At 44.1% G+C, this 22385-nt stretch carries 20 protein-coding genes; 19 read left to right on the top strand and 1 reads right to left on the bottom strand.

Features of this window, described 5'->3' with window-relative positions:
- Positions 1 to 388 precede the first annotated feature (388 nt).
- Positions 389 to 1606, top strand: coding sequence for a site-specific integrase (locus I2I13_RS20870; RefSeq protein WP_195650413.1), 1218 nt, complete (start codon positions 389 to 391; stop codon positions 1604 to 1606).
- Between the two features lie 223 nt (positions 1607 to 1829).
- Here I2I13_RS20870 and I2I13_RS20865 read toward each other — a convergent pair whose 3' ends face one another.
- Positions 1830 to 2714, bottom strand: a complete 885-nt coding sequence (locus I2I13_RS20865; RefSeq protein ID WP_195650417.1) for an AraC family transcriptional regulator — start codon at positions 2712 to 2714, stop codon at positions 1830 to 1832.
- A 310-nt stretch (positions 2715 to 3024) separates the two neighbouring features.
- Here I2I13_RS20865 and I2I13_RS20860 point away from each other — a divergent pair, with 310 nt between their 5' ends.
- The 18 genes from I2I13_RS20860 (at position 3025) to I2I13_RS20775 (ending at position 22335) form a co-directional block, all read left to right on the top strand.
- Positions 3025 to 4257 carry a fimbrial protein gene (locus I2I13_RS20860; protein ID WP_195650412.1) on the top strand — a complete coding sequence of 411 codons (1233 nt, stop codon included), beginning with the start codon at positions 3025 to 3027 and terminating at the stop codon, positions 4255 to 4257.
- 135 nt (positions 4258 to 4392) lie between these two features.
- Complete coding sequence (locus I2I13_RS20855) at positions 4393 to 5301, top strand: FimB/Mfa2 family fimbrial subunit (RefSeq protein ID WP_195650411.1); 909 nt, start codon at positions 4393 to 4395, stop codon at positions 5299 to 5301.
- Positions 5302 to 5346: 45 nt separating this feature from the next.
- Positions 5347 to 7143 (top strand): DUF1566 domain-containing protein, encoded by a 1797-nt coding sequence (locus tag I2I13_RS20850; RefSeq protein WP_195650410.1) that lies wholly within the window; start codon positions 5347 to 5349, stop codon positions 7141 to 7143.
- A gap of 18 nt (positions 7144 to 7161) precedes the next feature.
- Positions 7162 to 8904 (top strand): fimbrillin family protein, encoded by a 1743-nt coding sequence (locus tag I2I13_RS20845; RefSeq protein WP_229128689.1) that lies wholly within the window; start codon positions 7162 to 7164, stop codon positions 8902 to 8904.
- 40 nt (positions 8905 to 8944) lie between these two features.
- On the top strand, positions 8945 to 10735 hold the full coding sequence (locus I2I13_RS20840) for a DUF4906 domain-containing protein (protein ID WP_229128688.1): 1791 nt from the start codon (positions 8945 to 8947) through the stop codon (positions 10733 to 10735).
- 38 nt (positions 10736 to 10773) lie between these two features.
- Positions 10774 to 11430, top strand: a complete 657-nt coding sequence (locus I2I13_RS20835) for a DUF1566 domain-containing protein (RefSeq protein WP_229128687.1) — start codon at positions 10774 to 10776, stop codon at positions 11428 to 11430.
- A gap of 19 nt (positions 11431 to 11449) precedes the next feature.
- The gene (locus I2I13_RS20830) at positions 11450 to 11779 is read left to right on the top strand and encodes a hypothetical protein (RefSeq protein WP_195650408.1); all 330 of its coding nucleotides are present in this window, start codon (positions 11450 to 11452) and stop codon (positions 11777 to 11779) included.
- A gap of 26 nt (positions 11780 to 11805) precedes the next feature.
- Positions 11806 to 12369 (top strand): DUF3575 domain-containing protein, encoded by a 564-nt coding sequence (locus tag I2I13_RS20825; RefSeq protein ID WP_195650407.1) that lies wholly within the window; start codon positions 11806 to 11808, stop codon positions 12367 to 12369.
- A 30-nt stretch (positions 12370 to 12399) separates the two neighbouring features.
- A complete protein-coding gene (locus tag I2I13_RS20820; RefSeq protein ID WP_195650406.1) occupies positions 12400 to 15471 on the top strand; it encodes a hypothetical protein in 3072 nt (1023 codons plus the stop codon).
- Positions 15465 to 15794 (top strand): HU family DNA-binding protein, encoded by a 330-nt coding sequence (locus I2I13_RS20815; RefSeq protein ID WP_321019653.1) that lies wholly within the window; start codon positions 15465 to 15467, stop codon positions 15792 to 15794. Before I2I13_RS20820 ends, I2I13_RS20815 begins: the two co-directional genes overlap by 7 nt.
- Before the next feature lie 2 nt (positions 15795 to 15796).
- Entirely contained in the window at positions 15797 to 16195 is a 399-nt protein-coding gene (locus I2I13_RS20810) for a hypothetical protein (RefSeq protein WP_148367127.1), read from the top strand.
- Positions 16196 to 16787: 592 nt separating this feature from the next.
- On the top strand, positions 16788 to 17087 hold the full coding sequence (locus tag I2I13_RS20805; protein ID WP_004315028.1) for an RNA-binding protein: 300 nt from the start codon (positions 16788 to 16790) through the stop codon (positions 17085 to 17087).
- 354 nt (positions 17088 to 17441) lie between these two features.
- Positions 17442 to 18515: a nitronate monooxygenase family protein gene (locus I2I13_RS20800; protein ID WP_148367128.1), complete on the top strand. Its 1074-nt coding sequence runs from the start codon at positions 17442 to 17444 to the stop codon at positions 18513 to 18515.
- A gap of 93 nt (positions 18516 to 18608) precedes the next feature.
- Entirely contained in the window at positions 18609 to 19733 is a 1125-nt protein-coding gene (locus tag I2I13_RS20795) for a DEAD/DEAH box helicase (RefSeq protein ID WP_148367129.1), read from the top strand.
- Positions 19734 to 19789: 56 nt separating this feature from the next.
- Complete coding sequence (locus I2I13_RS20790) at positions 19790 to 20275, top strand: cold-shock protein (protein WP_148367130.1); 486 nt, start codon at positions 19790 to 19792, stop codon at positions 20273 to 20275.
- Positions 20276 to 20335: 60 nt separating this feature from the next.
- Complete coding sequence (locus I2I13_RS20785; protein ID WP_148367131.1) at positions 20336 to 20542, top strand: hypothetical protein; 207 nt, start codon at positions 20336 to 20338, stop codon at positions 20540 to 20542.
- Between the two features lie 302 nt (positions 20543 to 20844).
- Entirely contained in the window at positions 20845 to 21555 is a 711-nt protein-coding gene (locus I2I13_RS20780) for a type 1 glutamine amidotransferase domain-containing protein (protein WP_195650404.1), read from the top strand.
- Between the two features lie 42 nt (positions 21556 to 21597).
- Positions 21598 to 22335 (top strand): nitroreductase family protein, encoded by a 738-nt coding sequence (locus I2I13_RS20775; RefSeq protein WP_164727235.1) that lies wholly within the window; start codon positions 21598 to 21600, stop codon positions 22333 to 22335.
- Positions 22336 to 22385 lie beyond the last annotated feature (50 nt).

Below are 22385 nucleotides of genomic sequence, written 5' to 3'. Positions count from 1 at the left end.
TAAAATCAGCAAAAAAAAGGAATCCCGCATACAGATAGCAAACTTTAGCTATTACGTATGCGGGATTTAGTACAACGGACGGCTCCTTAAAATCCATATTGCAAAGCTATACGTAATATTCTGATTTTTCAAAATGAATAATAGCTTGAATATATTATTCATGTAATAAAATATGACTATTTTCGTACTTATTTAATTTATGCGCATATATATAGAAGCTATGTAATTAAAACAGAATAAATATATGAGCGTATAATTTAACTATATTTATACTCCAAGTATTCTTGAACTTGCAAAACCTTTTATGGCACTCCTTGTTTTGGCTTGTGAGGGGCAGGTTGGAAATTTAAATAATGTGCAAATAATAGCAAAAAAGGAAGGGAAGAATATGACAACATCAGTTAGGCTTATGCTGAATAAGGGCAGGAGATTGAATAATGGTACTTATCCTTTGGTGTTTCAAGTGATACATAGTAGGAGAAAGAAACTGTTATATACCGGATTCCGGTTAAAAGAGGAAGCATTCAATGAGGCAGAGGAAAAGATTGTTGATGGTACGGATGCCACACTAACCGCTACGGACATCACAAAGATGAATCGTGAACTGCGGAAAATGAAAAATATGATTCATACACGGATCCGGCAGCTTGAACGGACAACGGAGCCTTTTACAGTAGAAGATGTATTGGCACAATTCACCCGTGCGAACGTAAGGCAGCAATTTTACATACTGCGCTATATTGATACACAAATTGAACGGAAGAAAAAGTTGAAGAAAGAGGGGACGGCTGCGGCATATAAAAGCACGCGTTCATCATTGGCTAAGTTTCTGGACGGTTCGGACATCCGGATGCCAGAGATTGATTTACGTTTTATCCGGCGCTATGAGGATTTTTTGTATAATAATGGAGTTGCCGAAAATACGGTGAGCTATTATTTGCGGAATTTGCGGACTCTTTATAATCAGGCTGTGGTGGATGGCTATCATCCTCATGGAGAATATCCCTTTGTGAAAGCGCAGACGCGTCCGGCTAAAACAGTGAAGCGTGCCTTGAGCCGTGAGGATCTTCAAGCTCTGGCGAATCTCAAACTAGAGGATGCTCCTGAACTGAAGTTTGCCCGTGACCTGTATTTGTTTAGCTTCTATGCGCAGGGAATGGCCTTTGTGGATATTGTCCTTTTGAAGAAATCTGATATTTATAATGGTGTGTTGACCTATTCCCGGCATAAGTCTAAGCAATTTATTCGCATTGCCGTAACGCCTCAAATGCAGGAGTTGATGGATAAGTATGAAACAGAAGGAAAATATGTATTTCCGATTATCCGTGACAATTCTTCTTCAGAATATACGCAGTACCGTCTGGCCTTGGGGCGTATAAACCGGCATTTGAAAAGAATAGCTGCCATGATTGATGTCAAAATACCTTTGACTACTTATACAGCCCGCCATACTTGGGCTACCCTCGCCCGTGACTGTGGTGCGCCGGTTTCCGTGATTAGTGCAGGATTGGGACATACATCAGAAGAAATGACCCGTATTTATTTGAAGGAATTCGACGTTTCCCAACTTGATAAGGTGAATAGTATAGTGACTAAATTGTTCTAAAAGTAAGATTTTTCATACTATAATTCCTGATAAAAAAATTGCAGATATTAATATTTTATATATATTTGCATTATTGTAATCTATTCCATAATAGAGAGTAGTACAAAAAGGGTTCTATTGATTTATTTGTTTTCACGTTGCAAAGTTAGCCTATATTTATTTTATATTAATTGCAATAAAGTCCGAAAATTTGTTCATTTTGTACAAACATGGAAAATACTTGCTAATTTGTTTCATTATTAGCCTGACAGCGCTTAATTAATTGTTTGGGAGTGCATCCGAAATGCTGCTTGCAGTAACGGCCAAAATAACCTTGTGACTCAAATCCCAGTTCTTCAATGACATCTTTTATACATACCCCGGGTTCAGTCAGTTTTTTCAAAATCAGTTGGTTTCTTTGTTTCAGCATCCATTGTTTGGCTGTCATTCCGAATACTTCGTTGAATCTTGCAAAAAAATAACTTCTCCCCAGATTGGACAGAGAAATAAGTTTCTCGATATTATTCACTTTGGTATAGTTGTTCATGATAAAATCTTTAAAGTCAATGCTTTTTCCAATAATAGGATAAAACAATGTTGCAATATCTTTTTTCTCATAAAACCCGCGAAGTAGGAAGAATAATTCCTGTTGCATCAGTGTGTGCAGGTGTAAACAGTTCATGCCATTTCTGATGCAGTGGATCAGCACCTCTAAAAAGGGAGTCAGCGGATAACGTATTCTAATCGGTTCGAACAGGTATTCCATATTTTCGCAAATATTTGATAATGATTGCAATAGTAGTTTGTCGCAGTTGTTTTCTGGTATATCGAAAAACATTAAAAGCAACTTCGAATCCTTGGGGGCCACTCCTTTAAATAATGAAGAACGTGGAATCAATACCATGTCGCCTGTTTGAAACGACTTGTCGCGAAACTGGTTGTAGCTTATAGTTATGTCACCTTTGAGAAAGAATAAAAGGTAGTTTTTATTTGTGTGGTCTTCTCCAAATTCTGCATCTTCCGTAAATTCAATAAATTTGAATCCGGTTTCGATGGCAGTCATATAGTTTTGACATGACAAATGCTCTTCGATGTATAGCAACTCGCTTTCCATATGTTTTGTTTTTATGAATATTATCAAAATTGTTTGACCTGTCCGATTTTCTTTGTTTCACAATTGTTTCAGAATCTATTTTCTTAATAAATTAAATATCAGCTTTTTGTTTGAACATTGTTTTGTTTTATTCTTCATTTATTGATTCTGAAACAGCTGTTACATTCGTAAATAATTGTAATGTATTGATATATAGTAATATACGGTGATGTATATGCAGTTTATTTGTGCTACTCTCTATTATGGAATAGAGATGGATAAAGGTGGAGTGAGCTATTTTAATTTAAAAGATATAGTTGTCAAATTTTTTTAAAAAAAACTACTAATGAAAGTAAAAAGTTTATTTTTGTCGATGTGTGCGATAGCGGCATTGGCAAGTTGTTCACAAAGTGACGATGTGGCTCCTACAGGGGGTGATGCCCCGGAAGCAAAGGTTATCCTTAAATTGGAAGGAGATGGAGTAAACGCAACAAGGGCGGCGGATACCGAGGAAGCTGCTACCGAACCCGGTGCTGCTATTGAGAATGTTACTGTGTTTTTCTTTAACCCGACAGGCTTCATTGTGGGCAAACCACAGTTTAAGGCGGTTTCTGATCCCTCTAAGAAGATAACTATTTCTACTACTACGGATGCCGCTGACGTAGTTGTAATAGCCAATCTCGGTGACAAGACCCAGGATGGTACATTTGATGGCATAGCCAGTCTTTCCCAGCTCCAAAAGCTTGATTTCTCTTCTATTGCTACCGACGGTGCTGGTAAAGTTACTGTAAACCAGAGCAAGGACAATTTGTATTCAAGTGGAATGGGTGAAATCACATTTAATGATAATGAGGGTACAGCTAGCGTCCAGTTACATTTTGTGGCAGCTAGGATCAAGACGGTAAAGATTGCATGGACAGCTGGTCAGAATTATGCTGCTGCTGAAACAGATTTGACTACTGATAAAACAAAATGGTTTACCATTAAAAAGGTTTATATGATGACGGCCCAGACAAATTCACCTCTTATTCCGGCCACTACTGGAACGTGGAAAGGATTTGTTCCGCAGAGTTACGCTTTTGCAGGTGGTGTGGCATGGGGTGCTGCACCGTGGACATGGACAGACAACAAAATCGGTGAGCCGAAGCAAACAGATGATTATCTTGCACTCGCTGCGGATCTTGTGGAGAGCACTTCTAATACCAATCAAATAGATAACGCCCTTGCAAGTAAATCCTGGTATCTGTTTGAAAATTCATCTGCTTCTTCCCATCCGACCGGTCTTGTTATTGAGGTTTTATGGAGATCAAAAGAACAGTCAGAGAAACCGGAAGACCTTTTGCCCAAGTACTTTACAATGTATTTTGGTGAATCTGGAACTAGTGGTACTGCCCAACCGCTTCTTGAAGCCGGAAAGACTTATACCATGACTCTGTCTTTGAAAGGTAGTTTTAAACCCGGCGGCAACGCAGGTGGCGGTGGTGACGATCCGACTAAGCCGAGTGTAGACGCTTCAGTTGAGGTAACTGTAGACGCTGCAAAATGGACAACTGCCGAAATCACAAAAGATTTCCAATAATTCTGGCATCCCCCTCTATTCTTTATAATTAAACAAAAGAAAAATTCTTAGAAATCGGTATGTGCCCGATTGTAATCCGCATTCGGGCACACTCCGTTCTTAGCAAAGATAAAAAAACAAGAAAGAATATCCATTATGACAGGTGACTACAAATTCCGGTTCATGCCGGGGATATTATACTCTATGTTCACACTATTGCTGTTATCAGGATGCATAGCTGAAAATAACGACGATTGTTTCAAGGGTGTCCCTCTGAAAGTGAAACTTCCTGCCGGTATTTCACAGGAAACCATCAAGGATATGAGCCTCTATGTATTTGATGACAAAGACTTGTTGCTTGACATACTCCCTGTGAACAGTACGGAACCTGTTAATCTGGATTATCCGGGTATTCCTACCCTTCATTGTGTAGCCTTGTGCAATACGCAGGACGGTACGATGCTCGTCAGCCCCCTGAAAAAGGGCGATTTATGCTCCGACGGTTTCATATCTATGAAACCCTCCGCACCCACAAGGGATGCACAGAGCATATCCTACACCCCTCCGGCCGATTTATTCTACGGAGAGCTTAAAATAGAAAACACTTCGACGTCCGCCCGGGTAGAGGAACAGACTTTGGCTGTTTCACGGATGGTAGCGTCAATGAATATAACCGTACGCGGTCTGGAACTTCTTAGCGGAAGTAGTGACGGCGATTATTCGCTCGTTGTGCATGAAACTGCCAGCCGCCTGGATTTTGAAGGTCATTATGGCGGTACTCCTGCTTCCTATCGATTTTCGCCCCCTTTTGAAGCGGGAAAAGATTATAAGATTCCTCCTTTCAACCTGTTCCCTACTCTGGAAGGAGAAAACCAAGGAGTGACCATCGATATCTATCATGGCACAGAGCGGATCAAAAGTCTGAATACGGACAGCAGCCACCAACCCATCATCCCGGTCGTGGGACAAACCCTGAACGTGCTGTTGGATTTCAAATTGAGCGTCAGTGTAGAGGTCAAACTCACCGAATGGGGAGTAGAGACTGTCTGGAAAGAATATAATTGAATCACCGGACGGTGATTGTACATACAGAAGATAATGTCATAGAATATGAAGAATAACCATATATCGAATTTAAGTAAGTGGGCAATGCTTGTCGCTGCAATGATATTGCAAATATCATGTCAGCAGGACGATTCATTCTCCCCGGCTGCGGATTCTGCCATCATCAACCTGTCCGTATCCGCTGCCAATAGCGGAACGACAATGGATAATGATGATACCGCCTCGGCCATTAAGTCCCTTTGTATTCTTCAGTTCAATGCGGATGGAAATGCCTTCGGTACCTTGCGCCATGTGGGTATGGGTATGGAGATAGCTCCGAACAGTGGAAAATACAGCGCTACACTGCTGCAAAGTGTAGACAACAATGACAAATACAAACTAGTCATCCTTGCCAACTTTCCCGATGACGATTACGGAATCTTTTATCGTATGGGGGGGAAGAGCTATGCGGAAGTGCAGCAGGCCTGCCTGAGCGCGGAACTTATTGGAGAAAGCAATGTGCTTGAATTTACTGCCGCTCAACCGTTTCCGATGTTCGGGATAGCTAAAGACGGAGCTCCCCAGATTATTACTGAGACGATGAATCTCGGCACGGTGTCATTGGTACGTGCGGTAGCGCGGGTAGATATCGGCATCGGGACAAAAAACGCCGATAACAATACCTGGAACAAAGGCGGCGTGCCGTTTGACATGACCCAGGTCCAGATATGGAAAGACGGAAAACAATACGCATATATGCCTGTAGAAAACAACTTCTCTTCTTCGGCAGGGGCATTGACAATCAACAGTCCTTCCCCTGTCGGAGGTACGGAAACAAAGATCTACGGCAGCACGTACATTACCGGTACCACTTATTGCTCGGAAAAGATCTATGTGCCTGAAGCCGATTTGCTATGGGGAGATGTATATGATACCAATCACTCCAATCGCCTCGCGATTATCGTAGGGGGAAAGTATAACGGCTCGGCGGTGGAAACGTTCTACCGCGTAGACTTCACCTACGATGAGGGGAGTAAGGACAAGATGAACATACTGCGCAACCACGTATACCAGTTTACCATCAAGAACGTGAAGGACGCGGGTTATGCCACTGCCGAACTTGCGTACACCAGCAAGCCGAAAGGCTTGGATTTCAGCGCCGGCATGATCGAGGACTGGGTATCAAACGAAGAAACTTCCGTACCTTCCATCCTGGGATACTACCTGACTTATCAGGGATTTAATGGAGAGAATGTGGACTGGACTTACACTGCGGGTGCCTCAAAAGTAATTCCCAAGAAGAAGTCTTATTGGGGTACTAATATATATCTTCCATTCAACTACAATAATTTTTATCAGGAAGGAAATAGTTTTTATGCTCCGAATATTTCGGGAGGACAAAACGGGAGCTTGTATGCTACGGTGGCGGATGCCTTTTCCTATGAAGGTACCTTTCCCAATCTGATGGTTTCCGGTGATGATATGGTGGATGAATCGGGTAATGAGAAGGTCCAGTGGAAGACCGGAACTACGCTGACAGCCTTTGACTTATGCCGGGATCTGGAAGAAAACGGATATGACGACTGGAGACTTCCGCGACTCTCGGAACTGGCGTTTATCTATGTGAATCAGGGAAGCTTGGAAGCATTGCGAGGCTTCACACCGTTGTCCGGGACTTATTGGTGCGGGAGCGAGTATCTGGTACCCAATGCTACAGACGACCAACGGAAAAAGTCCGCTTGGGCATGGGCTGTCGATTTTACTCCTACTACCGGATACGCATCGTGGCATCAGAAAACAGAAACATTGAAAATCCGTTGCGTACGTCAGCAACAGGATAAACAGAATTTTAGTAAAAAGTGATTGAAACGATATACAAAGATGAATATGGATACAAACAAGAAATATACCTTGCCCCGGGCAATCCTCCTGACAGCCTTCTCTTTACTTCTGGCCGGAGCCTGTGACAACCATATCTATGACGGACCGGAGTCGGATACTCCGGCAAAGGAGGTTTCTCTGAACTTCAACGCGTCCATAGAAAAGACAGAGCCCGTTCAATCAAGAAATTTTATACCCACAAATGATTTTACCGGAAATTCCTATTCCTTTGGAATGTCCGTCACTAAAAGTGATAACGGGAATGAAATTTTCAAGGGATCATCCGACATGACAGCGACAATGAAGCGCACCGACTCCTCTGCACCGTGGAATTGGTCTTTCATTGACAATTCAACTCATTCAAGTGTCACTCCCGTGGGGTCGGAAGGTAAAGCGTTAAAAGTGGTTGCTTACTATCCGCCTGTCCCATCCGCTACCAAGGATGTCTATACGAATGGCATCCCGTTTGATTTCTCCGTCAGGACCGGTCTCCAACAGACGGATCTGCTCTACAATACCGAGACCATCTATCCGTTCGCTCCATCTGATAAACCGGTGGTAACTATTCCTTTACACTTCCGGCATGCCTATACGTGGATCGTTCTTAACATCACGAAATATGTGGATAAAGGACCGGAGTTCAGGCTGAGCAGTGTTTCCCTGGATAACCTGGGGGGAGGCTGGATTAAAAACAAAGGAGCTATTGACCCGGAAACAGGGTTGGTAAAGGATGGAGCTACCGCCGGTCCGATAGGAGTAACCGTAAACCCTGCTGCGGTATTGTCCACTACGAAGGTTCTCACCTACCAGTTTCTGGTTCCCTCGTTCATGGATTCCAAAGTCGGTGACGGCGACCTACTCATCATATTGAATGTCAATGGAATTAATGAGCTGTTTACGCTGAGTAAGCTCTATCTTAACAAAAGTGACGATGGTAAGTCGTTCGGTTTCAGACAGGGATATAAAAACACGTATAATCTGGTCTATAATAACTCCGCTCTGAGTTTAAGTATTCAGAGCTGGAGTTCAGAGGTAATTAATGGTGGTTTTGGAGATGATATAACGCCTCCCTCCGCGGATAACTATAGATGGATAGATTTTTCAAATATAGAGAAATTTCCAGTTCCTAGCGGATATTATTGGCCGAAAGCCCTTATTCCGGGCAATCCATATCAGACTATATATCCTCCAAAACCTACCTCTTTAACCGTCGGTGAGCATACGTACAAAAACTACCTTACTACTGTGGACTATGGCGGTAACGGAGATTATGTGCATGTTAATGCACCAGCCCCCGAAACACTGCCCACGGACGGTCTAAAGATTACGGATGATATAAACGTCTATACAAACGAAAAAGCTTATCCGGTAATTCAGATAACCAAAAATGATGTCTCCGTTATGCCTGTTCCGTGGGAAAATGAAAACGGCGAGTTGGTTGCGAAAGAACTTTGCAGAAAATATAACGGGGGTGGTTTTCATGACTGGAGACTTCCGAGAGCCACAGAGTTGCGGGCGGTATTGGTACTGGTATCGGCTAATGGAGGTACATATGCGGATTTGAACTTTGGAAGTGATGCGAATCGAAATAAACCATACTGGACCGGTACGGAAGTAACTGAAAACGAAGCATGGGGCATGTCTTTTGATTATGGAAGTGCTGTTGTGAATACTAAGTTGGTGCTATCTCCGTACGATAAGAAAACGACGGGTTCTGTGCGCTGTGTCCGTGATGCTTCATAAGTAATGATATTATAACAATATACAAATGAACGATATTATCATGATAAAAAAAATAATTCCGGTATGTATCGTCTTCCTGGCCTTAGGGGGATGCACGGAGGACAGCCTGTTGCCGGACCCGGGAACATCTTCATCCCCGGACCCGGTGACCGTGAAGCTTACCCTGGGCATAGACGGTTATAATACCTCGTCCGACGGGAAAACACGTGCGGAAGAAATGCCCCCTGTGCTTAGGATGTCTTCGCCGGATATGGATGTGGAACTTGTGGCGACACCTGCCGTCACAAGGGCGGCTTCGTCTCCTGCCGTGAGTATTCCTGAAGATTATGCCGTTTATTCGTACATGGGCTTCCAGTTTGACGGAACACTACCGGACGGAAAACTGGTGGAAAAGAAATATTTTACTTCTCCGGACGGCTCCATCAAGACAGATGAGGTGGAGATTAAATCTACGGGAGGGAAGAAAAACATGATTGTGGTTTTGGCCAACGTCAATGAGAGTGACTTTAGCGGTATGACAGTAAGCAGTTCCACCTATGCGGATTTACAGAAACTCTTTATGACACGGGCGGATAATAATAGCGTTTTCCCCAGAAACAAGCTGATACTGACGGACACGAACGGCGCCCCGCTACAGGAAAACGGAAAGGACATGGAAAGAACAGGAATCGTCATGTGCGGCCAGGTTGCCGCTGAAATCTCTACGGGCAAACAGCTATACGTCTCTTTGAAGCGCACCGTGGCAAGAGTGAAATTCAATATAACAACCACTTTTAAACATTTTATAGACGTTCCGCATACGTGGGAGGTAGACTTGATGAACATTCCCACGCAGAGTTATTATAGTGTGATTGGAAGAAAAGCCGTTTTCCCTTTAGTGGATTTGAACAGCTCCGACTTTTTTTGGTCTAAAAAACTCGCAGAGAAGACAACCGTCGCAAATCCAGTGATTAATACGGTGCCTGTATACATCCCGGTCAATCTCCAGCAGAGCGTACCGACCTCTACGCAGAGTACCCGCCGCGATAACTCACCGAAGGGCGGTACTTACCTTCAGATTATAGGACTGGAGAATAAGCAGATCGCTGGTATCCCGGATTTACATATTGTAAAAGATTTCTCTATCTACCAGTTGTTTTTGGGAAAGAACTTCACGACTGATTTCGGCGTGTACCCCAATTACGACCTGACTTACAACATTGTCCTGAAAGGAAATAGCGCGGAAGACACCAATGTAGTCCGGTTGATACCCGGCTATTTCTCGGGAGAACTTACGGCATACGATGCAAGTGGTAATCGCTTGTCGTCGGTCACTGACGCGAATGCCGTTAAATGGCAATACCCGAACAAGATAGAGGTTTACTTTTTGGACGGATACTATCCGATGGGAGGTTCGTCCGGCACCACAACGCCGGGAGCAACGAACCTGAAATGGTATGCGGGGTCGGCGCCACTCAACAAACGGGAAGCCACTTCGTTGACGGACGGACCTGCGAATACCGCACGATTGCAAGCCTCCGGCGTTCCTTGGGAAGACTATGCGGCTGCCCATACCTGCTACCGCGGACTGAATGGATACGACCAGGGGAAACCGGCCGGTGATATCCTGTGGTATCTTCCTTCTATCGGCGAGTTGATAGGAACCTGGATTTCCTCTTCAAGTACGGCAAGCCAGCTGAGTGCCGGTTACTGGTCGTCTACCGCCTGTCCGGATGTCGATAAAGCCTTTGTAATCACGAATGAAGGGAAGGTGTACTCCGACGCTGTCGGCAATACGCATGCCGTCAGAGGTTTCCAGGATCCGGTCAAAGCCAGTCATGCGAGCAATTAGCGATAAGTAAACGAAATGCAACCTAATAAGAAATAAAGATGATGAGTTTCAAGACCTGTTCCATTCTATGGATCGTTTTATTCTGCTTCGGCCTTCCTTCGGGAGTTTTTGGGCAGTATATCCAGAAAGATACTATCGGCGGAAAAACGTATGCCGTTATTTATGCGGAAGGACTGGCTGGAGCCGCCCAATGGGGAAGCGGAGTAAAGATAATGCGGAACGGCGCTACCATCCGGCATCAGGTTTCCAAAGGAAACGGTGGAAACTTGAGCGTCAATGACAGAATACCGTTTCGCTTTATTGTGGCACCCACGGATGTGGGAAGCAATGATAAGAATTGGATGGCAGTGCAAGGAGTAAATGATGGCGGGCAGGATGATAATCCGGATTTTGCCACCACTGCAAATACAGGGTGCCGTTGGTATGGTACTGCCGGCGCACCGGGTGAAGGGCGCAAATGGCGTGTTCCCACTCAACGCGAGCTGCAACTGATGTGGATGTTTCGTGAAGCCATTGGGGCGATATATAAGGACAAACTGATGGAAGAAACCGGCAGGACGAAAAGATACTGGTCTTCCACTGAAAAGGGGGCAACAGATGCTTGGTTTTTTGATTTTACATCGGGGAAACCTTACTGTGATATCCAGGCTAAAAGTACGGCGAACGGTATGGTGAGATGTGTAAGTGATTATTAACCCAATGACAAAATGTAACATGAGAATTCCGGAATTAGTGTTCGACAAGGAAGGTAAAAACCTGTATCATATCTACCTGTTTTTCATCGAAGAGAATTGGTGGTGCTTCGGCCATTCCGCCCATTACCTGAGTATGATCTATCCGCAGCTGGAGGGTGTTGAGGCAAATGGTGAGAATGTTGCCGAATCCATACCTTGTGTATATGTACCAGAGCGCTACCTGGTAAATCTTACCGACCGCTATGATACGCTGGTTTCGGACACATGCCTACAGGTGAGTCCTCCGCCTGCCGTTTATAGTTACCGGAAAGAATATGACAATTGGTGTACACAACTAACTGTCTGTTAATATAAACTCCTTATATTGAAATATCAATGAGACGAATTGTACGATATTGCTTATTGTCCTTTTTCCTGCTGCTTGCAGGCAGTCTGACGACCCATCTGCGGGCGCAGTTCTATTCAGTACAGACCAATACGCTAAAATTGGCCACTACCACCTTCAACGCCGAGGGCAGCATGATGCTGAGTACCCATTGGACGCTGAACCTGGGCTTTTCCTATAATCCGTGGAATTTCAGCGACACGCGGAAGATCAAGCACTTCCTGCTGGAACCGGGCGCACGTTATTGGTTCTGGCAAACTTATGCCGGTAGTTTTATTAGCATGTATGCCATGGGAGCGCGCTACAACGTGGCGTGGGACGGACTGCTGGATGGTAAATATCGTTATCAGGGCTGGGGCTATGGTGCGGGAATGACCTACGGGCGTTCGTGGTTGCTGGGCAAACGCTGGAATATGGAAGTCGAAGCAGGTTTGGGACTGTTGGTAACCCCCTACACGAAATATCGTTGCGAACACTGCGGTGACAAGGTGAAGTCGGGCACTTATTTTCTTCCGACACCTAAGCTGGCATTTAATCTTGTTTATTTATTCTAAGGTTGATCCTTGTCGTCAACCCATGGGTGTATGAAGAGTACTAAAAGTTTCTATATTCTGTTCCTGATCATGCTTGTCACCGCATGCTCTCCATTCGGCAGGCTCTACAAAGAGCAGCCGAGGGTGATGTTGGCATTGCCCGCTGCGCGGAAGAGCCCGCCGAAGCGTCCGGTGGTAAAACATGACTCGGTTATCTCTACCCCGTCTTCGAACTTCGTCTTTGTCACTTCCAGGCCGGGTGTGTCCATGGAATGGGATAGTATCCATAAAGAGAACCTGACTACCATGGCATTGGATGAAATTGTGATCTCTGCCAATACCACCCGCAACACGGCGGAACGCAACGGGCTGATTGATGTTGAATTTGTAGTAACGGTGCCCCGTGCCTTGCAGCAGGATAACTGGATGGTGAATGTCCGTCCGGTTCTGATGCGGGGAGATATGCTCGATTCCCTGAAAGAACTGCGCTTCACCGGACAACGGTTTCGCGAGTTGCAGGAGCGTGACTACCGGCGTTATGACCGTTTTCTGGAAAAGATTATCCCGGACTCGGTCAATTTCTACCGTACCTATGTCGACTATCGCTCTTTCGAGCGTTATCTGGAACGTCTGAAGTGGTATAAGCGTGGATTGGAGAAACGCTGGGCGATACAGGGTGCCAAGAAACGGCGTCCTGACCCGTTGCTGCTGCGTTTTGAGATGTTCAACCGTCAGGCTGCCGAACGCGACAGCCTGCTGAAAGACCGCATGCTGGAGAACTCGTACCGGATGATCACACGCCAGTGGTGGCAGTATGACCGTGCCTTGGCACGGGTGAACGACACGTTGCAATATCAAAACAAATACCTGCTGGAACGCTTCCGCTTCTTCAACGACAAATGGGCGAATTATGCCCGAAGCCTGGAAGATGATTCCCTCACCTGCGCGGAAAATGCCAAAGCGCGTGCGGAAGCATTGATTGCCCGTAAAAGCTACTTCTATGACCGGGCGTTGAGTGCCGCCGCCTGGCAGGCGGAACGCAGATTCAACCGGATACATGAAATAGGAGCGGAACTGGGAGCGGAACCCGGTGCGCGGATCTACTCTCCCCGCTTTGATTATTTCAATGAAAAGATGGAACGGCTGGACGCCGGCCTTTACCGGTATTACCGCATCAGGGGCGCGCGTGCCGAAAAGAAGGAAAACCTGAAATTCCTGCGCGCTTTTCTGGCAGGGAATGACACGACACACCTGAACCGTGAGCAACTCACGGAAAAATATATCCGTCGTTATGAGAAAGTAAGGAATTTCCTCCCGATGTTCCATTTTCGCCGTCCGGACTTGGACACCCTGCCTCCTTCGTGGGTAACGGAAACGCAATATCAGGAGAGGCCGGTCCGGCCGGATACGGTACGGACACGTAAGGTCCTGCTGTCGCAGTTCTCGAAAGAAGAAATATACGCATATTATGAATCGCACGGACAGGGAATGCCCGACAGGGGACCCGCCGGATTTTTCCGTGGATTGTCGCCTTTATTGACTTATCACCGCATTCTGTCCGACTCGATGCAGCGACGTACTCCCGGACCTAAGGCATTCAGGAATTTAGAGCGCAGCCAGGTGGACTCGGCAGCTACGGTTGACCGCTACATGCGTCGTTACGAAACCCTGCGGTCAGCTTATCCGCAGTACCGTCTGAAACGTGAATTGTATAATATCAATCCGCCCGCCCTTCGTCATGCCGCCAAGCAGGCAGGCTATGGAGAACGGATAGCGCGCATCAATTCGCTCGATTCTACCGCTCTGGTAAAAATGTTCTATAAAACGCAGAAGATTGCCCGCAATGAGGCTCGCAAAGCGATGAAAGACGAGAAATACCGTGATATTGTCCGTTTCCCGTTCAACCCGGAAGCTAAACTCGACACTGTGATTTATGCTGCCGACCAGGTACGCTTTCTCTATTCGCAGAAAGTGCCCGCGGATGAAAACTCGGCGCGCATGAAGGTTTATGTGGTGGGCAATGTGCTGAACAGCAACGGTAGCGAATACCCGCTTCCCAAATCGGATACGCTGACTTTTCTGGTGAGTTCGATGACGAAGTTCGTTGACAAGACTCCCCGCTTTGTGCGTAAAATCGTCACTCGCGACGCGGAAGCGAATACCAGTGTGAATTTTTATTTTCCCAAAAACCGTTTTAGTCTGGATGAATCCATCGATGTGAACCGGAAGGGAGTGAAACAGGTGCGCGATCTTACCCTGGCGCTGATGACCGATCCGGTGTACATCATAGACAGCCTGACACTCTTTGCCACCTCTTCTCCGGAAGGTAACTGGCGCATCAACGGAGAGATAGCCCGGAAACGTGCTGAATCTATCCGTAACATTCTGGTGCGTGACTTCACGCAACTGTATGATTCCCTGTCTGTCGGTGCCGCCATGGAGATAGACGATGCGGGAAATATCCGGAAACGGGAGGTGAAAGACGAGATCCCGAACCTGCCGCAACTGATAAAAGTGCGTACCATTCCTGAAGGATGGGACAAATTGCGACGCCTGATCATGGAAGATGAGCATTTTGTCGGTAACAGGGGTGCCGTCTTGCGGATAATAGATAAGGAGACGGATCCCGACCGGCGTGAATGGCTGATTAAGAGCCAGTATAAGGCAGAGTATGCCTACATGCTCGACAAGCTCTACCCGTCCGTACGTGCGGTAGACTTCCGCTTTACCCTTTCCCGCCGGGGTATGCAGCAGGATACGGTGTATACCACCGAACCGGATACGGCGTATGCACGGGGAGTGGAGTGTCTGGAGAAACGCAAATATGCGCAAGCACTGGAAATTCTGCGTCCGTACGAGGACATGAATACGGCCATTGCCTATATGTCGCAGGGATATGACAAAGCCGCTTTGCGGATATTCGGGAATTTGCCTCAGACAGCCGATGTCAAGTACATGCAGGCCATTCTTCAGGCACGTCTGGGGGATGAAGAACAGGCGGTACGGCTATTGCTCAGTGCAGTGGATATGGACGAAAAAATGAAATTCCGCGCGAACCTTGACCCTGAACTGTCTGCACTGGTGAAGAAATACGATCTCTTCAAGGAAGAGGATGATTGGTAATTAGAAAGAGTGAAACAGATGAATCTGGTTTGCCATTAATAATATTAAAAACTAAAAGGATGAATAAGAAAGAATTGATTCAAGAGGTCGCTATTCGTAGCGGCATGTCACAGGCAGATGTGGAAAGGGTCTTAAACCATATCACCGACACCGTCAGAGACAGTTTGCATAATGAAGAGTCCGTAACACTTGTGGGATTTGGAAGTTTCCGGGTACAGGAACGTGCGTCACGCGCGGGGTATAATCCGTCAGCCGGTCAGAAAATGCAGATTCCCGCAAAGAAGATTGTTAAATTCAGACCGGGTAAGGCGCTGGAAATTTAAACATGATTTTATATAATAGTATATGGGCGAAGGCCTTTTTAAATAAGAAGAAGTATTATTTCATGCTTTTCGGATGCTGTTTTACCCGTTACAAATATCTGGAAGCATGGGAGGATATGGAACTTCGTATTCATGAGAGGCAATATCTCGAATGTTTCTTGTTGGCGTTGTTGCCTGCATTGGTTCTTTCCCTGTGGCTTTCATGGTGGTTCATGTTATTGGCATTTGTCAATTATCATCTGCTTTATTGGATAGAGAGATGGTTCGGGCACCATTCTTCATTTGATTGGGAAGCGTTGGAGCATTGTGGCGATTCGCTTTATTTGAGGAAACGGAAATTTTGTGCCTGGATGAAGTGGTATGGTAAAAAAACGCTGCCGCCTTCCGAATGGGATGACTAAATAATTCTCTTGTTATATGTTAGTTGCTGTGAAGCAACTCATTGCCCCAGAATCCATATCCTTTGCCATTCTTTGATATAAAGGAATGGATTTATGGATTCACTGCCTGTGAAGGTAGACTATTGTTTGTTTTGTTTGTGTGGTGCGCCTCTTTCCCGGTGGGGAAAAGGCGCACTTTTTTTGTTAAATGTATGTTCACAGGAATCGACAAATGCGCAAAGAACCAGAATAGGTTAAGGTAAGTTTGTGCATTGTTTGCCATGTGGGCAGAAGTGATGATGATACCTTTTATATAGGTTGAACTTTGGTCGGATAGCAGTGAAATACAATCTGTATATGGCTGGAGCTTTTGAGCAAGTTCTTTCTGTTTGGTGTGATAGGCGTGCTAACAAATGATAATAATTGAACTTCTATTGAAAAATATAGAATAAAAACATCGTTATCTAATTTATTGTGTTACCTTTGTTCCCAGAGTTTGAGTTACGAATCATTATTGTGCAGTTCTTCTTTTTAATATATTATTAGTAAGTAGTCCTCTTCTGTAATTATCCTCCTCACTCCAAATTAGTATTTATTTTAATAAAATTTTTAGATGAACATTTACATTTCAGGTTTAAGCTATGGCACAACTGATGCCGACTTAACAAATTTATTTGCAGAGTTTGGAGAAGTTTCTTCAGCCAAAGTTATTTTTGATAGAGAGACTGGCAGATCCAGAGGATTCGCTTTCGTAGAAATGACGAACGATGGAGAAGGACAAAAGGCAATTGATGAACTGAATGGAGTTGAATACGACCAGAAGGTTATTTCAGTAAGCGTTGCACGCCCTCGTACTGAAAGACCGTCAAACGGTGGAGGCCGTGGTGGTTATAATAACTCTAGAAGATATTAATATCCAGATAAAAGCAGAAGATTCTGTCTTCTGCTTTTGTTTAAAAACTGTTTCCGTTTCATGATTTAACGGAGGAATCTCTACTGAATAGGGAGGACGAAAAATCATTTTACATTTAAGTTCTGCTAATTCTGGCTCTTCTATGCAAAATTAGGAATTTCTAATCCTGTACTTTCCATTCTGAAAATAGATTTATTAGGCTTTTTTGTAATACAATACTCCTGAAATAGTCAGGAGCAAATAGTTTAATAAATTATCCAATAAGGTAAATCGTTAGTGGCAGGCTAGTATTGAGTACTTGGATAAAGTATACTCACTTCTGTCTATCTGTTTTGCCCATACAAAATAAAACATATGAAATCGTTCTTTATAGGAAATATTGAAATTAAAACACCTGTTATACAAGGTGGAATGGGAGTAGGAATCTCACTGTCCGGTTTGGCATCTGCAGTAGCAAATGAAGGCGGAGTAGGGGTTATATCATGTGCGGGTTTAGGATTGTTATACCCCAAAGGAAAGGGCACCTATCCGGAGAAATGTATAAGCGGACTGAGAGAGGAAATTCGCAAGGCACGTACAAAAACAAAAGGTATAATCGGAGTAAACGTCATGGTTGCCTTATCTAATTATGCCGATATGGTGCGTACTGCGATTGAGGAAGAGATTGACGTGGTATTTTCAGGTGCGGGACTTCCGCTCGATTTGCCATCATACCTGCCCTCGGGAAGTGTTACAAAATTGGTTCCTATCGTATCTTCTTCAAGAGCAGCGAAAATTATTTGTGACAAGTGGCAAAAGAACTATAACTATCTGCCCGATGCAATCGTGGTAGAAGGACCTAAAGCCGGTGGGCATTTAGGATTTAAAAAGGAACAAATACAGGATCAGCATTATGCTTTGGAAGCATTGATTCCGGAAGTGGTAATGATTGCATCCAGCTATAAAGAACAGAAACAAATTCCGGTGATTGCAGCCGGAGGGATTTCAACAGGTGAGGATATAGCACATTTTATGGAACTGGGAGCTTCAGGTGTGCAGATGGGAAGCATTTTTGTAACTACTCTTGAATGTGATGCTTCAGAAACATTTAAAGAAGTATATATTCATTCCAAATCTGAAGATGTTCTTATTATTGAAAGTCCTGTCGGGATGCCGGGACGGGCTATTGATGGAGAATTTATTCACAATGTGAATAATGGTTTGGAGAGACCTAAGAACTGTTCGTTCCATTGTATCAAGACCTGTGACTACACAAAAAGTCCCTACTGCATTATCAAGGCTTTATATAATGCAGCTAGAGGAAATATGAAAAAAGGATATGCATTTGCCGGTAGCAATGCCTTTCTCGCAGAAAAGATTAGTAGCGTAAAAGAAGTAATGGCTACATTGGAACGCGAGTTTTTCTTGGCAACCCATAAACTGGCTTAATTAGGAGGACTTTGCATTTCCATTCCGGATTTGTTTGCGTCTTTCAATCTATAAAAACAAAATCGCTGTTTCAATACAGTATAAATAACAATTATGACATTTAAAGAATTAAATATAACCGAACCGATTTTAAAAGCTATTGAAGAAAAAGGATATGCCGTACCCACTCCTATACAAGAGAAAGCAATTCCGCCTGCATTAGCAAAAAGGGATATACTGGGCTGTGCGCAGACGGGAACCGGGAAGACTGCTTCATTTGCAATCCCTATTATCCAGCATTTGCAGATGAATAAAGAGCTGACGAAACGTCAGGGAATTAAAGCTTTGATCTTGACACCTACCCGTGAACTTGCATTGCAGATCAGTGAATGTATTAACGACTATGCCAAATATACCCGGGTACGTCACGGAGTTATCTTCGGAGGAGTGAATCAGCGCCCGCAAGTGGATATGTTACACAAAGGAATTGATATTCTCGTTGCTACCCCCGGACGTTTACTCGACTTGATGAATCAGGGGCATGTACATTTAGATAGTATCCGGCATTTCGTACTTGATGAAGCAGACCGTATGCTTGATATGGGATTTATTCACGATATCAAACGGATATTACCAAAACTTCCGAAAGAAAAGCAGACTTTGTTTTTCTCGGCTACAATGCCTGATACGATTATTTCTCTAACTAACTCTCTGTTGAAGAATCCTGTGCGAATCAGTATAACTCCGAAATCATCGACTGTGGATTCTATTGAGCAGATGGTCTATTTTGTAGAGAAAAAGGAGAAGAGCCAGTTGTTGATTTCGATTTTACAGAAGTCGGAAGATCAATCGGTACTGGTATTCTCACGTACGAAGCATAATGCGGATAAGATCGTCAAAATATTGGGCAAGGCAGGGATTGGCAGTCAGGCTATTCATGGAAATAAAAGTCAGGCGGCACGACAGTCGGCATTGGGCAATTTTAAGTCCGGGAAAACACGTGTGATGATCGCTACTGATATTGCTGCCAGAGGTATTGATATCAATGAGCTACCTTTGGTGATTAACTATGATCTTCCCGATGTACCGGAAACGTATGTCCATCGTATCGGACGTACCGGAAGAGCTGGAAACACTGGGACGGCACTTACATTCTGTTCGCAGGAAGAGCGTAAGCTGATTAATGATATTCAGAAATTGACAGGAAAAAAACTGAATAAAGCTGATTATGTAATCTAGAGATCGGTTTTATTGCATTATTCATTCATATCTAGTATAAATAAAAAATAAGTTCTATGGCAAAATCCATGACAGTTGGTAAACGTGAAAATGAAAAGAAGAGACTCGCTAAGCGGGAAGAGAAACAAAAAAGAAAAGAAGACAGGAAGTCATCTAACAGGGGCAGTAGCCTTGATGATATGATTGCTTATGTAGACGAGAACGGGATGATTACTTCAACTCCTCCGGCAAATAATACAAAGAGAGAAGAAATTAATGCCGAGGAAATCATTATTGCCACTCCTAAAAAGGGAAAAGAGGAACCGGTTATTTTAAGAGGAAGAGTCGAATTCTTTAATACATCAAAAGGATATGGCTTTATTAAAGATCTTTCTGGCGTTGAGAAGTATTTTTTTCATGTGAACAATGTGGTTACCGCAATTTCGGAGAATGACATTGTGACGTTTGATCTGGAACGTGGACAAAAAGGGATGAATGCAATTAATATTTGTCTGGAAAATAAACTGAAACCGGAAGATACGGTTAAAGCCGATCCTGTATAAAAACATGGATTTATATTCTGCTTGTGTAATCGTGTATAAACAAAGATATTCAATTGATATATGAAAAAAGGTAATGTAATGCGTGAGTTTGTTTCTTCCAGCCAAGTGATGGAGAATGCAATCAAAGAGTATAAAAAAAGTGTAGGTAAGGTAGTATTGGTTGCCATTACTCCACGAACTACCATTGAACTTCCTGCGCATTTAACCCAGGCAGAAATAGACGCTCGAGTAGAGGTTTATAAAAAACTACATAGTTCAAAAGTGTAGCTGCTTGTACTACGGAAGTAGGTGCAAAATGGACAAGACAAAAATCCCTTGAATTTTTAAAGTTCAAGGGATTTTTGTTATTGGTCTATTGGCGTGTCTTGAATTGACGGGGAGCCATGTCCCCTATGCTGTTCAATGATTCTCACAATATTGTTCCATTGGTATTGACTTAGATATTCCATTTCTATAACTTACTTGTTTTCTTCCTTTTCTTATGGATTGAATATGTTAAAACTTCTGCAATCTGAGATACATTTGCTTGCAGAAGTGTTTTAACCCCGTATTCATCAAAAGACAGTTGTATGTATATTCAGAAGATTCTATTAGTAGTGACGGGAACCGGGACTTATGCGAATAGTGGCCTGGCAACCGGATTATGGCTTAGTGAGTTTACTCACATCTATCATTGTGCCGGAGAAAGAGGATATGAAATGACGATAGCCAGTCCCGAAGGAGGAAATACGCCTGTTGATCCTGAGAGTTTAAAACCAGTCGTTCTGGATAAGATATCCAGGGAGTATTGGGAGAATCCTGAGTTCAGAGAAATGCTGCGTCATGCCAAAAAACTGGATGATGTTCGGGAGCAGCTATTCGATTGTATTTATTTGGCTGGCGGACACGGAACCATGTACGACTTTCCGGATAATGCCGTTTTGCAGGCAATCATTACGGAACATGATGAAAACAACAAGATAGTGGCTGCAATCTGTCATGGAGTAAGCGGACTGTTGAATGTCAAATCATCCAATGGTGAATATCTGATTAAAGGCAAAGAAATAACAGGGTTCAGTTGGCTGGAAGAAAGCCTTGCCAATCGGAAGAAAGAAGTTCCTTTCAATCTTGAAGCATCACTCAAAGCGAGAGGGGCCAACTATCAAAAGGCATTGATACCTATGACCTCAAAAGTAATTGTTGACAATAATCTGGTGACGGGACAAAATCCGTTTAGCTCTAAAGAAATGGCGGAGGTTGTGCTGCAACAGTTGCATGAGAGGGAGATGACAGACCTGTGAAAGAATGAGATATCTATAAAATATAAACTAATGATTAAGCCTATGAATTTAGATGAAGTACTCCAGTATCGCCGCTCTGTGCGTGTGTATGATAAAATGAAACCGATAGATACGGAGAAGGTGAAACATTGTCTGGAACTGGCAACACTGGCTCCCAACAGTTCGAATATGCAGTTGTGGGAATTCTATCACATCACACAGCCTGAACTGTTGGCGAAAGTTTCGAGAGCCTGCCTCGACCAGAAATCGACAGCCACTGCACCGGAAGTGGTGGTTTTCGTGGTCCGCCGGGATGTCTACAGGAAGCGTGCGCGGTTTGTACTTGACTTTGAACGGGATAACATTCATCGCAACAGCCCGAAAGAACGTCAGGCAAAACGAATCAAAGACCGTGAATTGTATTACGGAATATTAATGCCATTTGTGTATGCCCGCTTCTTGGGGCTTCTGGGGCTGTTCAGGAAGCTGTTGGCTAATATTATCAGCATTTTCCGTCCGATGATGCTCGAAGTGTCCGAGAATGATATGCGTGTGGTTGCCCATAAGTCCTGTGCGCTTGCTGCCCAGACATTTATGATTGCGATGGCGAACGAAGGGTATGATACTTGTCCATTGGAGGGGCTGGACAGCCGTCGGCTAAAAAGAGTGCTGAAGCTACCGCATGGTGCCGAAATAAATATGGTTATCCCCTGCGGAATACGGGATGGGAATAAAGGTATTTGGGGTGAACGGTGCAGAGTGCCGTTTGATGAAGTTTATCGAAAGATTTCTTCTTCTTGATTTTCGAAGTGCTGACGAACTGTACTTACCTGCAAATAAGCAATTATCAT

Origin of the sequence: Bacteroides sp. D55t1_190419_B8, assembly GCF_015558905.1 — a bacterium.
Lineage (GTDB): Bacteria > Bacteroidota > Bacteroidia > Bacteroidales > Bacteroidaceae > Bacteroides > Bacteroides vicugnae.
Note: the sequence above shows the minus strand (reverse complement) of the source record. Positions and strands in the feature narration are given on the sequence as shown.